Source organism: Polyangium sp. y55x31, from assembly GCF_029946505.1.
Taxonomy (GTDB): domain Bacteria; phylum Myxococcota_A; class Polyangia; order Polyangiales; family Polyangiaceae; genus Polyangium.
The window spans coordinates 1-14550 of record NZ_JARZHG010000073.1 but is presented as its reverse complement, the minus strand read 5'-3'; the positions used below and the strand labels follow the sequence as shown (position 1 = coordinate 14550).

Genomic DNA, 14550 nt, shown 5'->3' with positions numbered 1-14550 from the left:
CGCCGACCCCCGCGCCCGCGCCCGTCGCCGCGACGCCCGCACCCGCGCCCGTCGCCGCGACCCCGGCGCCCGCGCCGGCGGCCGCCTCCGCTTCCGAAGGCCCCTCGCTGCTCGACTCCGCGCTCGTGTCGCTGGTCGACTCCGCGCCGGTGCTGTCGGACCCCGTGCCCGCGTTGACGGACTCCGCGCTGACGGAGTCCGCGCCGGTGCTGACGGAGTCCGCGCCCGCGCTGACGGACTCCGGGCCGAAGCTCTCGGACTCGGGCCCCACGCCGAACGAAGCCACGCGCCCGAGCCAGATGTTCACGAAGCCCGCGGCGCCGCCCAAGCCCCCGCAGGCGCCGCCGCCGCGCAAGCCCGCCGCGCCTCCGCCCGTCCCCGTGCGGCGCGAGCCCCCGCCCAAGATCGCGGCGCCGCCGATGCCGCCCAAGGAGCGCGCGCGCCTGCAAGAGCTGGCGATGCAGCTCGAGCTCGACGGCAAATGGACCGAGCTCTGCGACGTGCTGCGCAAGCTCGAAGGCGCCGAGCCCACGGCCGAGCGCAAAGCGCGTTACCTCTACCAGCTCGCGCTCGTCCACCAGGATCGTCTCGACCAGACGGATCGCGCGCTCGAGCTGCTCGACGAGGCGCTCGACAAGAACCCGAGCCTCGTCGAGGCCTTCGATCAGGTCGTGGCGATCCACGAGGGCCGCGCCGACTGGAAGAAGATCGAGCGCGCCTACCGGAAGATGCTGCACCGGCACGCGGGCACCGAGGACACCTCGCTCAAGCACCGGCTGTGGTTCAAGCTCGGCGAGATCTACCGCGATCTCTTCGACAACCCCGGCGCCGCCGTCGAGGCCTTCCGCATGGCGCTGCGCAACGCCTCGCGCGAGGAGGCGATCTCCGATCACCTCACGCTCGCCGCCCTCTGCGCGCACATCGGGCAGATCGACGACGCGATCGCCTCGTACCAGGCCATCCTGCGCGTCGATCCCGGGTACGTCGACGCCTACCGGGCGATCTACCGGCTCAGCGTGGATCGTGGCTTCTACGATCCGGCCTGGTGTGCCGCGGCGGCGCTCGCGTTCCTGCGCGAGGCCGACGAGGAGCAGGTGACCTACTTCCAGGACTACCGCCCCGACGGCCGCATCCAGGTGAAGAGCCGCTTCGACAACGAGCTCTGGGCGCGCCACGTCTTCCACGAGGATCAAAGCCTGCTCGTCGGGAAGATCTTCGAGATGATGGCGCGCGCGGCCATGAAGGCGAAGGTCGAGGCGCTCCGGCAACGCAAGGAGCTGCTCGCGCTCGATCCCTTCCTGCGGCAGGACCCGACGACGTCGAGCGTGCCGTTCGTGCGCACGATGGGCTGGGCATCGCGCGTCATCGGCGTCACGTGCCCCGCGCTCTTCGTGCGCAGCGACGTGCCGGGCGGCATCGTCGCGGTGCCGACGGAGCCGCCCGCGTCGGTCGTGGGCCAGACGCTGCTCGGCGGTTTTTCCCAGGAGGAGCTCGCGTTCATCGCGGGCAAACACCTCGCGATGTACCGCGGCGAGCACTACATCAAGCTGCTCTTCCCGAGCGCGGAGGAGCTACGCGTCATCTTCCACGCGGCCGTGAAGATGGTGATGCCCGACGCGAACACGCCGCGCGACGTGGACACGCGCGCGGAGACGACGGCGAAGGTGCTCCGGTCGTTCATGGGTCCACGCGAGCAGGACGGCCTGCGCGTGCTCGTGCGGAAGTTCGTCTCGGAGCGCGAGGAGGCGGACATCGCCCGGTACTTCCGCGCGGTCGAGTTCACGGCGACACGCGCCGGGTTCATCCTGTGCGGAGACATCGGGGTGGCGAAGAAGATCCTCGCCGCGGAGCCGACGCTCGCGGACGATCCGTTGCCCACGGACAAACTGAAGGATCTGCTCGCGTACTCGGTGTCGGAGAGTTACCTCGCGGTGCGCCACACGCTGGGGATCGCGATCGGGCAGGAGTAACTCGCCTCATTCGCCCTGCGCGGCAAAACGCGCGGGGGTGTTCGGATCCAGCAAGTAGCCCTTGGGGTGGCTCACGAGGAGCGCGCCGAGCCCCTCCTTGCGCAAGCTGCTCAGCGCGACCCGAAGGCGCGCGACCGCCGCGCCGGACAAGATGCGCTCGCTCGGCCATCCCCTGGCCACGAGATCCTTGACCGACATCGGCGCGCCGGGTCGCGCGAGGCGCTGCTCCGTCAACGCGACGAGGAGGCGGCCGAGCAGGCGTCGGCGCGAGCAGTCCACACGCCTCCCCGAGGGCACACGGAACCACTCCCCCTCGGGATGGACGAGGAGCGCCGCGTCCTCGGAAGCCCGTCCATGGTTGAGGAGCGCGTGCTCGAGCGAGCGGCGCGCGCGGGTGACCTCGAGCCGCGGCGGGGCGAGGGGCGCCTCCACGAGCCGTCGTTTCGCCGTGGCGACGTGGAGCTCCGCGCCCGCGAGATCACCGCCCGCCGCGGTCTCGCGGGCGAGCGCGAGATCGAGGTGCCCGCGTAGATAGTGGATGACCGCGGCGTTCGTGGGCCGCTCCCGCGCCCAGCTCGGCCGCTCCGCCTCGGCGAACGCCTCGCGCGCGGCGGCGACGCGCCCGGTCGTCGCCTCGATGCTGCCGAGCCACGCGTGGATCGCGACCTCCATCGAGTGCTGGTCGCGCAAGCTGACGAGCGCGCGCTTGCAGCTCTCCCGCGCCTCGCCGAGCCGCTCGGCCATGAAGAGGTGGCTGCCCTGGTGACCGAGGACGACGCCGAGCGTGTAGCGATCGCCGATCTCGCCCGCGATGCGGATCGATTGCTCCCAGTACGCCGCCGCTTCGTCGGGCTGGCCGAGCTCGTCGGCGATCGAGGCCAGGCTGCAGAAGCAATTGGCCAGGTTCCGGCGGTTGCCGAGGGCGCGGTGGATGGCGACCGCGCGCTCGCCATGCTCGCGCGCCTCCTCGATGCGCCCGAAATGGACCTGCGCGACGCAGAGGTTGCCCTCCACCATGCCCTGGAAATGGATGTCGCCCGCCTCGCGGTGGAGCGGCAGCGCCTTCTGGAACAACGCCCGCGCTTCGTCCTGCGCGCCCTCGAAGACCCGGATCACGCCGAGCACGGCCAGGATGCGCCCCTGGAGCCGCCGATCGTCCAGGTGGATCAAGCCCCGCGCGCGGTCGAGCTCCGCGTTGGCCTCGAGCAAGCGAGCTTGAAAGACGTGGACGAGCGTCTTCGTGAAGAGCGCTCGCACGAGCGCGTCGTGGTCTCGCGTCTCGGTCGAGAGGGAGGACACCTCGTCGGCATCCGCGAGCGCGCGCGCATAATCGCCCATGAGCCGGTGCACCTCGGCGCGCGCGGCGAGCGCCCGCGCGCGTAGATCCACGTCGAGCCCGGCCGCGCCCGAGGCGCCGAGGACCGCGTCATGCAAGGCCGCCGCCAAGCTGAGCGGGCCGTGCACCGTGAGCGCCGGCTGAAGCGCGAGCGCGACGCGCGCCGCCGTGCGCACGTCCTCGGCGCGCGCCGGTCCGTTCCGCTCGAACGCGCGGCGGTGCACCGCCAGCAAGTTCTCCTTCTCGGCCAAGAGCCAGCGCCGGGCAAGGACGCCCTCCGGCCCATCGGCCTTGGCCGCCCAGGTGCTCGCCTGCTCTTCGTAGTACGCCGTGTGGCGCGTGATGGCGTCGTCAGCCGCGCCCCGCTCGCGCAGCCGATCCCACGCATAGTCGCGGATGCTCAGGTAGAGCGTGAAGCGCGCATCATCGGGCCCCTCGCGCGGCGCCTCACGCGCGAGCAGCGATCGATCACGGAGCGACTGGAGCACGTCGGCCACACGCGGAGCGCCCTCGCCAAGGTCGATGACCCGCTCGGCCGCGTACAGATCGAAGCTGCCCCGAAAGACGGCGCAATGCGCGAGCACGGCTTGCTCCCAAGGGTCGAGCGCCCTCCAAGACGCATCGATCGCATCCCGGAGCGAGCCATGCCGCGGCCCACCAGCAGAAGCCCCCCGCACGAGCACGTCGAACCGGCGGCGCAGGTTGTCGAGCAACGTGGCCGTCGAGAAGACGCGCATCCGCGCCGCAGCAAGCTCGAGCGCCAGCGGCAAGCCATCGAGCTCGCGCACGAGCGCCGCCGCACGAGGCAACTCGTCCGTCGTGAGGGCGTAGTCATGCGCAACGAGCCCCGCACGATCGACGAAGAGGCGGACCGCCTCGGAGTCAGCGACATCCGCACTCCCCCGCGGCAAAGGCAGCGGCCCAAGATCGAGGATCGCCTCGCCCTCGACCTCGGTTCGCATGCGCGAAGTGACGAGCAGCCGCGCCTCCGGCGCACGCTCGCGCAAGACCGGGAGCGTCGCCTGCGCATGCGCGACGAGGTGCTCGAAGTTGTCGAGGATGACGAGGACCCGGCCCCGCGCAGCGATCGCATCCGCAAGCTGCGCGAGCATGCCCGCGCTGCTCCCCGCCGTGAGGGGGACGTCGAGCGTCGCGCCGATCGCCCCACAGATGCCATCGACCCCCGAAGCATAGGTCAAATCACACATCCAAGCGCCCCCCGGATACGCATCCGCGCAGCGGAGCGCGTACTCATGCGCGAGCCGCGTCTTGCCCACGCCAGGCGCGCCAAGGACGCTCACCAGGACCTCGGTGGAGAGCCGCGCATGAAGCGCCGCAAGCTCAGGCTCCCGTCCAATGAACCGCGTCGAGCGAGCCTTGACGTTGGTTCGAGGCGATGGGGACGAGCGCGGCGCGTTTCGCACCATCGTGGCCCTGGACTGTAGGGGACGACCAGGGGGGTGTCGACGACGTGCGCCTCGTCAGCAGCGTCGCGCCGGGGCGCTGCCCCGGGCCCCGCGGGGGCTATCCGCCCCTCGACCCGGACCAGCGCAAGCGCTGGACCCGTGGTGGAAGAACTGCGCGATGCGCAGTTCTTCCAAGGAGGTCGAGGGAATCGCGGTCAGCTTATCGAGAGATTATCGACATCTTATCCCTCGGCGCGGGCGCTTCGATCTACGAAGGGTCGCCGGCACAATCGTGGACGATTGGTAACGACGAGCCCCCGTTCTGCCGACGAACAAGGAGACGTCATGATATTTGGTTTTCGTGGTCGCATGACGACCGTGGTGTTGTTGAGCGCGGCAGTCGCCGCACTCGGGTGCGGTGACAGCGATTCGTCGACAGAGACGGGCTCGGCCGGGAGCTCGTCGTCGACCGTGGGTTCGGGCGGCGCAGGCGGAACGGGCGGCGAAATGGCAGGCGGCTCGGGCGGCGGAGGCTCCGGCGGCGGATCGGTGTGCGGCAACGGCACGACCGACTGCGACGGCACCTGCGTCGACACGGCACTCGATCCGAAAAACTGCGGCGCATGCGGAAATGCATGCCCAGACGGCGAGCTCTGCTCGACGGGCACCTGCGGCGTCGTCTGTCTCGGCGGAACCACGCAGTGCGGGGACGCCTGCAAAGACACCACGATCGATCCGGCAAACTGCGGCGCGTGCGAAAACGCCTGTCCGGAAGGGAGCGCCTGCGCAGGCGGCATCTGCCAGCCAGCCGGCTGCGGCCCGGGGCAGACCACGTGCAGCGTCGGAATGAACCAATACTGCGCCACGATCAGCATCGATCCCCAGAACTGCGGCGGTTGTGGCTTCGTGTGCCCCACGGGCCAGGTCTGCTCCAGCGGCCAATGCGGGGCGAGCTGCACCGGCAAAACGTCCACCCTCTGCGCCGGAGGCTGCGTGGACACCGCCTCCGACAACCTCAACTGCGGCGCTTGCGGCAATGCGTGCCCCGCCGGCCAGGTGTGCTCGGCAGGCAAGTGCGCCGCGACCTGCGCGGCGAGCGAGGCCACGTGCGGATCCGGGGCGACCGCGCACTGCGCCGACCTCCACGACGACCCGCAAAACTGCGGCGCCTGCGGCGCCGTCTGCCCCGCAGGCCAGCTCTGCTCGAACGGGAGCTGCGCCCCGTATTGCAGCGGGTTCTTCGATACGAACTGCAATGGCCTCTGCGTCGACACGGACGCCGACGAGCAGAACTGCGGCACCTGCGGCAACGCCTGTGCGGGCGCGCAAGTTTGCTCCGGCGAGCAGTGCGGCGAGACGTGCGCCGCCGGGTACACGACCTGCGGCAGCGGCGCCGACGCGTATTGCGCCGTGCTCGAGAACGATCCGCAGAACTGCGGGAGCTGCGGCCACGCGTGCCCGGTGGGCGAGGCCTGCTCGCAAGGCGTCTGCGCCGCCGCCTGCAATGGCATCAACGGCACGCTCTGCGGCGGCCTCTGCACGAACCTCATCAACGACCCCAAGAACTGCGGGAGCTGCGGCTTTGCGTGCGCCGCTGGGGAGGTCTGCGCGGGCGGCATCTGCGCGAAGACCTGCGCTGCGGGCTCGACGACGTGCACCGTCGGCGCCACCACGCTTTGCGTCGATACGTCGGTCGATCCGCAGAACTGCGGGAGCTGCGGGCACGCGTGCCCCGAGGGCGAGGTCTGCTCGAATGGGACGTGCGGCGGCGCGTGCCAGCCGGGTTACGACACGTGCGGCGTCGCCTCGTCGGAGTTCTGCACGCACACCGACAACGATCCGAACAACTGCGGCGCCTGCGGTCAGGCCTGCGCGCCGCCGCCGAACGGCAGCGCCACGTCGTGCACCTTCGGCGCGTGCGGCTTCACCTGCAAGCCGGGGTATGCGACGATCGACAATGGCAATACGTGCCTCACCCTGAAAGACATCTCGGCGGGCTCCCATCACACCTGCGGGCTCACCGAGAGCGGCGGCGTCATGTGCTGGGGGAACAACCAATATGGCCAGCTCGGGGACGGCACGTCGACGAGCCGCCTGTCTCCGGTCACCGTCCTCGGCCTGAGCGGACCGGCGAAGAAGGTGGCCGTGGGGGTGTCGGGCACCTGCGCCGTGCTCACCGATGGCAAGGTGCAGTGCTGGGGGTACGGCGGTAACGGCGAGCTCGGGAACGGCATGAACCAGAGCAGCCTCACCCCGGTCACCGTACAGAACCTCACCGGCGCCGTCGACATCCAGGCCGGGTACGCGTACATGTGCGCGCTGACCGGCGCGGGAGCGGTCGCGTGCTGGGGATACAATGGTTATGCCCAGCTCGGGGACGGGACCGGCACCAGCTCCAATGTCCCCGTGATCGTCCAGGGACTGAACTCCGGCGTGACGGCAATCGCGGTCTCGCGAGCGTCCGGCTGGCAGGATAACACGGGTTTGAACGCTTGTGCCCTCACCACCGCGGGTACGGTGAAGTGCTGGGGGTACAACAGCCACGGGCAGGTCGGTGACAACAGCGCGACGCCCCGTTCCACCCCGGTCGACGTCCTCGGCCTGAGCGGCGTCGCCGGCATCGCGGCGGGTGGGCTCCACACCTGCGCCCTCACCAATGCGGGCGCGGTGAGCTGCTGGGGGTACAACGCCAATGGCCAGGTCGGCGTCGGGAGCTTCGGGGGTCAGTTCTTGACGTTTACTCCCGTGGCCGGCCTGAGCACGGGTGTCGTGGCCATCACGACCGGCGTGACCCACACCTGCGCCTTGACCCAGGCGAAGAAGACGGTCTGCTGGGGATACAACGGTTATGGTGCGCTCGGAGACGGGACCACCACCGACCGGCCGGGGCCGACCCCCGTCCAGGGCCTGCCCGCAGGCGGCCTTCCAGGCATCGTGAGGGCGGGCGACTCCTACACCTTCGCGGAGACGGCAGACGGCCGAGTCCTCGCGTGGGGCCTCAACGATTACGGTCAGCTCGGGAATGGCACCACCAACCCCCAGTATCTACCGACGCCGATTCATTGATGGCGCGCACGTGAGCGGCGCGCGGCCCGGTTTGGGGCCCGCGCGCCGGTCCATGAGGCCGCCCCTCCCGAATCCACCCCGGAACCCGCATTCGCGCGACCTTCCCCGACCCGCGCCCCTGGAGGCGCGTGCGCTCATCGCGCTACGTCGTGCATCGGGGAGTTCCCTCGCGGCGCGCGAGGTGGTAGGGATCGCGGTGGGGCAGGAGGGTAGTTCGTCGAAGTGGCCCGACGCATGGGCAGGAGCCGTTCGCATGATCGACAGGACGCGCGGTCGAACGAGGAGGCCCGGCATCGATAGGAGCTTTGCTGCCCGCGTGATCAGGTGCGTCGCCATGGGCGTCATCGTGGGCGCGATGGGGGGTTGCAGCTCCCACAGCGATGAGCCTGATCTCGGTCCTTGCGATTACAAGACCATCGCGTGCCAGAACAGTTGCTTCAAAGCTGGCGCTGGTCCTGAGTGTACGAATTGCTGCACCGATATGGGAAGAAGATGCCGAGCCAATGAAAGCTACAGGTTTTACTCGTGTCCTGACTAGCAGGCCGTGGAATGATCGTCGCGAGCGCCCCGAAGCTAGGGCGGCGGAGCGAGGGGGCCTGAAGGATTTCGAGAGATGTCGACCGACGAATGGGGCGCGCAGCAGACAAGTCCACAGGCTGCTAGGATGAAGGTCACGAACGCACTCCGATTTCTATTGGCTCTCCCGGGCCTCATCGTGATGTTGGGGGGCTGTCGAGCAGAGGAGCGAAAGAAGCCGGGACGGCGGAATGACGCCGGAGAGCTGGTTGTCCGGGAAGAGTGTTATGCTCCGTCTGCGGCTTGCTACAAGGGTTGCTTCCAGCGAGGGGAGGAGCGTTATTGCCCCTACTGCTGCTGGGACGAGACGATCCTTTGCGACGAAGGACAACCTCACTCCTTCGAATCATGCGTCACGGCGGAGACGAACCCCAGGCCCCGTTCGGTTCCTGTCGGCAAGTGACGCCCCAAGGCCTGCCGCTCGCGGGCACCGTCCACCCTACAACGGGCCCCGCGGAGCAACGCACCGAGACGCCGCTCCACACGGGATATACGGCGCCCGTGATCCAGGCGGCGGCGCAGCCGAGGCTTCCGGAGAGGTACGGGCCGAATAGGTCGAGCCGTGCGCTGGCCCCTGGGGCAAGGCCCTGCACCTGACCGCAGAGGCGTGGGCCGCAGATTGGGAGCGAGTACGCCGCCAGCGAGAGCCCGGCGCTCACGTTCACGCGCTCCCAGGAGAGACCACCGCCGACGGTGGTCTCGTTGTTGATCCCGAACCGTCCCCCGCTCGCGCCGAGGAACGAGACGTTTGTCTCGATGCAGCTCTACGACGATGCCGCATGCACATCCGAACTCGCGAATCAACATCTTTCGTCGTTCGGCGATCCGTGCACGAACGTCCAGCCCCCCGGCCGCGCCGAACACCGCGCGCCTGGCCTGGTGAGACGAATCGACGCCGGTTTCGGCACGGGCGGGAGTGCTCCGACAAACGCCGCGCACAAGGTGGCGATGGAGGCGGCGCACGTCTGGGCAAGCACCTCAACGCCTGCATCGCCCTCTTCTATGGGCGCTCGTTACCTCTATGTTCTCGAAAAAAGGAGGGCGCGCCCCACCAGAGTGCCGACAAGGCGGTTTTTCTCGGCCCGTCTCCCGGAGACCGGGTGGGTGACTCGAGTTCGTGGATCCAGTGCGGACGCGCCCTCCGAGGCCCTGTTTGTCCGAGAACAGGCGTCCTGTCAATCCAAACTTTGTTTTTTCGCGTTCGCGGGGCGTTTGTCCGCGAATCGAACCCTCATCCCCCGAGCCGCGACACCGCCGGGGGCGGCGGCGTCGCCGAGCGCGCCTCCTCCGGCAAGAGCTGGCGCAGGTGCCACGCCTGCATCGCCGAGCGCATCTCGGCCTCGCGCAGCGCGAGCTGCACGCGGCCCATGATCACGCTCGGGGCCACGATCAAAAACACATTCGCGAGCGTCAGCGCCACCAGCGTCGGCAGCTCGGGCAATGACACGCCTTGCGGCAGGATCACCAAGGCCCCGTTCTGGAACGCGTACGAACGCGAGATGATCCCGCAGAGCTCGAGGCCGAGCGGCACGAGCATCCCGAGCAGCCCCGTCACGATGACCGCCGCGCGGAACCGGCCCGAGTGCGTCATCGAGAACGAGAACGTGAAGATGAGCAGCACCATCGGCACGAAGAACAACGGCCCGAACGCGCGCGCCACGAAGCCGAGCGCGAGGATGTTGAACAGGAACGCGCCATAACCGAAGATGTAGAGCCGCCGCACCTCCTCGGACTGCGCCGCGAGCAGCTTCAGCGCCGACGAGATCGCCGAAAGGCCCACGATCGCGAGCAGGTGCGCCGTGCTCCGCACGCCCATCCAGAAGGCGAGCGGAATCAAGAGGATCAGGTTCCCCACGTCGAAACGCACGCCGTCCCGGAGCGCGAGCCGCAGCCGCCCGAAGCCCCGCGCGCGCATCTCGGCCCGCGCCTCGGGCACGATCTCGCTCGGCGGCGTGGTGATGATCCGGGCGAGCAGGCGTAACGCGTCGCGGTTCGTCGGGTCGAGCGCGAGGGCGCGGCCGACCTCCTGCATCGCCTCGCGCCGGGCTTCCGCGGCCTCCGGACCGGGGCCCTCGGCGCGGCGGGCCGCGGCCTCGGCGGCGCGGGCATGGCGGGTCGACATCTCGCGGCGCACCGTGACGTCCGTGTCGCCGGCGAGGAATCGCTCGATCACGTCGTGCAGCTCGCGGGCCGACGCGTACCGCGCGTCGGGGTCGAGCGCCGTGGCTTTGATGCAGATCGCGTCGAGCTCCGGGGGCAGATCGAGCGTCGGGACGCGGGCCGAGGCGCGCGCGTCGGCGCCCTGGAGCGTCGCGAGCATCATCGCGTTCCAGGTGTCCTTCGTGTGCAAAGGTTCGAGCGTCAGGATCTCGAACAGGATCGCGCCGAGCGAGTAGACGTCGCTGCGCGCGTCGAGCGCGCTGACTTTCCCCATCGCCTGCTCGGGCGACATGTACCCGAACGTCCCGAGGATCTTGCCCGCGGCCGTCTTCACGTCGTCCGAGGAGTCGTCGAGCGAAAGCCCGACCTCGGGCGTGTCCTTGCGCAGCTTCGCGAGGCCCCAGTCGAGGACGTAGACCTCGCCGAAATCGCCGAGCATCACGTTCGACGGTTTGAGGTCGCGGTGGAGCACGCCGCGGGAATGGGCGAAGTCCACGGCGAGGCAGGCCGCCGAGAACGCGCGGAGCAGCTTGGGACGGCTGTAGGCCTCGACGACGGCCGGGTCTTTCTTGCGCAGCTCCTTCACGATCTGCGAGAGCGTCAGGCCCCGCAGGCATTTCATCGTGAAGTAAATCGATCCCTCGATGTCGACGCCGAGGTCGTAGACCGGGACGATCGAGGGGTGCTCGAGCTGCCCTTGCACCCGGGCTTCGCGGAGGAATCGGGCGCGGACCTGCGGATCGGACTGGTAGATCGGCAGGATCACCTTGCGCGCCACGTCGCGGCCGATGCGCGTGTCTTTGCAGAGCGCGACCTCGCCCATCGCGCCGCGCCCGAGCTTTCGTTTCTCGACGTAGCGATCGAGCGGCTCGATGCCGAAGGCCTCGCCTTCGGCAGGATCGACGGGCGGGGGCACGGAGAAGATCCGCGCGGGCGGCGGGATCGAGGTGCGCCCCTCTTCCTCCGTGGCCTTTGGCGGCTCCTCCACGGAGTCGTCGAAGAGATCGGGCTCGGAGGTCCGCGGTCGCTTCATGGATTCAAAGCAAGCCGAAACTGCAAAAGCGGTCAAGCGCCGGGCGGCGCCCCCCTCGATTTCGTGACGCGTTCGGTCGTCCGGGCGCCGTGAGGCGGCTCGCCGGTGCTGGATACGCTCCAAGACGACGTCCGGGGCGTGGAAAGGCATTTTCGGGAAGGAAGATCCTGTTACCACTGTGCACGCGAGGTCGTACATGCAGCGGGTCATCGACGCATTCCAGGAAGGGATCGACGTGTACGTGGCGGAGGCGTGTGATCGTGCCCTCGCCGAGGGGAACCCTTTTTACAGTCGCTTTTCTCGGGAGCTCCTCTTCGTCTCGGTCAAGCGCGTGTTCGAGGCGGTCTTGCAGGATCTCGCGGTCGGCGCGCCCAAGACCTTGATCGGCCTCATGGGCGCGATCGGGGCGCAGCGGAGCGCGCAGGGAGCGAAGATCTCGGACATGCTCCGCGGGTTCGAGGTGGGCTTCCAGGTGCTCACGGAGCGCTTCGCCGAACGATTTCGTGACGACCCGGAGGCACGCCTCTTCTGGGAGATGGCGCGGAGCCGCTTCAGTTATGCCGGCGCGGCCGCGCTCGCGGACGCGTTCCTCGAGGCGCGCGAGGCGATCACGCAGGCGCAGGCCGAGGAGATCTTCGAGCTCTCGGCGCGTGTCCTGCCGCTTTCGCGCGGGGTGCTGCTCCTGCCGCTCGTCGGCCGGATGGACGGCGCGCGGGCCGAGCGGATCATGGAGGTCTTGCTCGCGAGCGTCTCCGAGCACGGGGCGAAGGTGGTGCTGCTCGACGTGACGGGGCTGCCGGTCGTCGACGAAGTGGTCGCGCCGCATCTCGTGCGGACGGCCTCTGCGGTGCGGCTGCTCGGGGCCACGCCGGCGCTCGTGGGGGTGCGGCCGAACCTGGCGCGGACGATGGTGGCGGGCGGGGTCGATCTCGGCGGGCTCGTGACGCTCGCGCGGCTCGAAGATGGGTTACACTGGGCGCTGGGTCTGCTCGGGCGGTCCCAGGGGCGTTGACGAGAGCGAGGGCGAGCGGAGGGAGAGCTGCGGTGCGCGGGGCGTGGGGGCGACGGGTTTTCCTCGTGGGAGCGTGCCTGCTCGGGAGCGCGGGGTGTCAGCCCGCGGCGCGTCCGCCGAAGGGACCGGCGGTGACGGTCGCGGATCTCGTCCGCGAGGCGCGCGCCGAGGGGTTCGTCGTCGAGGATCCGCTCACGATCGACGCGGAGATGAAGGCGGACGTCGAGCGGGTGGTGGGGCGCATGGGCACGCCGGAGGAGCGGCTGCGGCGGCTCTCGCGGTACCTGCGGGACGATCTCGCGTTCCGGTATGCGCCGAGTCAATCGCTCACGGCGCGGGCGGGGTTCCGGGCCCGGCAGGGCGATTGCGTCTCGTATACGCACCTCTTCACGGCGCTCGCGCGGCACCTCGGCGTGCCGGTATATTTCGTGTACGTGCGGAAGGTGGAGGGGCATTACGAGAAAAACGGCACGTTTTTCCTGTCCTCGCACGTGGCCGTCGGGTATGGCAGCGGGCCGATGGCGGTCGTGATGGATTTCGCCAAGGAAGCGCCCGATTGGACGCTTTCTCTGTACAACACCATCGACGACGGCACGGCCCTCGCGCTCTACCAGAACAACCTCGCCGTGGACGCGATGCAGGCCGGGCGGCTCGACGAGGCGGAGGCGTCGATGCGATTCTGGCTCACGCGCCGGCCGAACGTGGCGGAGATCCATAACAACCTCGGCGTCCTTCTGAACCGCGCCGGGCGGTACGAGGAGGCGCTCGCCGTCCTGCGCCGCGGGATCGAGCTGTTTCCGCGGTACGAGCCGCTCTACACGAATGCGATCCGGGCGGCGCGCGCGGCGGGCAAACAGGACGAGGCGCTCGCGCTCGTGGGCCGGGCCGAGGCGCTCGAAGAGGGCGATCCGCTGCTCTTGCTCGCGTCGGGGCTCAGCTTGTACCAGGCCGGCGATTATGGCGCCGCGGCAGATCGGCTCGAGCGCGCGGGGCTCGCGCTCCCCGACAATGTGGTGATCGCGGCGTGGCTCGTCCGGGTCTACCTCGCGGCCGGCAGGCGCGAGGAGGGGCGCGGGGCATTCGATCGTGTGCGCAAGCTTGCGCCTTCGGGCACACTGGAACAGGACTTGCGGCGCGAGTTTCCGGAGCTCGGACAGCTCTGAACGTGCGCGCCGCCCCTTGACGCGTTCGGGGCGCGGATGTCCAATCGCGCCATGCGCAAGGGGAAGGGGAAGCTCCGTCGTCCGATCCTGGCGGCCCTCTCGGTGACCGTCGCGGCGGCGTTCGCGGGGTGCCTCGAGCCCACGCAGGTCACGATCGAGATCAAGACCGACGTGCCCTGCAGCCAGGTGGCGAGCACGGCGATCGTGGTGGCCAACGACTACCAATCGCTCGAGGCGAACCCGCCGGCCGGCACCGAGGCGCTCACGTGCATCGGGGATCGGATCGGCTCCCTCGTGCTCGTGCCGAAGAGCGAGAAGGACGAACTGCTCGCCATCAAGGTCGCGACGGGCGTCGGGGTGAGCGGCGCCCTGTGTCTCGATCCGAACGCCACGCAGGCGACGAAGGATCGCTGCATCATCGCCCGGCGCAGGCTCCGGTTCATCCCGAGCACGCCGCTCGATTTGCCGATTTTCATGTGGAACGAGTGCATCGGCAAGCCGTGTGATCCGGACTCGACGTGTGTCGCCAAGTTTGGCTGTGTCGATTCGGAAATTTCGGGGGACGAATGCGCAAAGAACACGTCCGCGTGTGACGTGAGCCAGGGCGAGGGCGGCGCCGGCGGCATGGGCGGCGTCGGGCCCGTGGGCCCCGGCGGAAGCGGCGGCATGGGCGGCGTCGGGCCCGTGGGGCCGGGCGGAAACGGCGGCATGGGCGGCGTCGGCGGCGTCGGCGGCGTCGGCGGGCTCGGCGGAGAAGGCGGCACGGGTTTGACCGGACCGACCGGCCCCGGCGGCGCGGGTGGCTCCGGCGGCCTCGGCGGCGCGGGC

7 protein-coding genes are annotated in these 14550 nt (G+C 69.6%); 5 read left to right on the top strand and 2 right to left on the bottom strand.

Annotated features, from left to right (window positions below):
• Positions 1-1970: tetratricopeptide repeat protein (locus QHF84_RS49470; protein ID WP_281320667.1), on the top strand; the 1970-nt coding region annotated here is incomplete at its 5' end.
• A 6-nt stretch (positions 1971-1976) separates the two neighbouring features.
• Here the strand turns inward: QHF84_RS49470 and QHF84_RS49465 are convergent.
• A complete protein-coding gene (locus QHF84_RS49465; protein WP_281320666.1) occupies positions 1977-4607 on the bottom strand; it encodes a tetratricopeptide repeat protein in 2631 nt (876 codons plus the stop codon).
• A 474-nt stretch (positions 4608-5081) separates the two neighbouring features.
• Between QHF84_RS49465 and QHF84_RS49460 the strand changes: the two genes are divergently transcribed.
• Positions 5082-7778: a hypothetical protein gene (locus QHF84_RS49460; protein ID WP_281320665.1), complete on the top strand. Its 2697-nt coding sequence runs from the start codon at positions 5082-5084 to the stop codon at positions 7776-7778.
• 1807 nt (positions 7779-9585) lie between these two features.
• Here the strand turns inward: QHF84_RS49460 and QHF84_RS49455 are convergent.
• Entirely contained in the window at positions 9586-11547 is a 1962-nt protein-coding gene (locus QHF84_RS49455) for a serine/threonine-protein kinase (RefSeq protein WP_281320664.1), read from the bottom strand.
• A 196-nt stretch (positions 11548-11743) separates the two neighbouring features.
• On the opposite strand from QHF84_RS49455, the gene QHF84_RS49450 reads away from it, so the two are divergent.
• The 3 genes from QHF84_RS49450 to QHF84_RS49440 form a co-directional block, all read left to right on the top strand.
• Complete coding sequence (locus tag QHF84_RS49450) at positions 11744-12559, top strand: STAS domain-containing protein (RefSeq protein WP_281320663.1); 816 nt, start codon at positions 11744-11746, stop codon at positions 12557-12559.
• A gap of 32 nt (positions 12560-12591) precedes the next feature.
• Complete coding sequence (locus QHF84_RS49445) at positions 12592-13722, top strand: tetratricopeptide repeat protein (protein ID WP_281320662.1); 1131 nt, start codon at positions 12592-12594, stop codon at positions 13720-13722.
• Positions 13723-13773: 51 nt separating this feature from the next.
• Positions 13774-14550: hypothetical protein (locus QHF84_RS49440; protein ID WP_281320661.1), on the top strand; the 777-nt coding region annotated here is incomplete at its 3' end.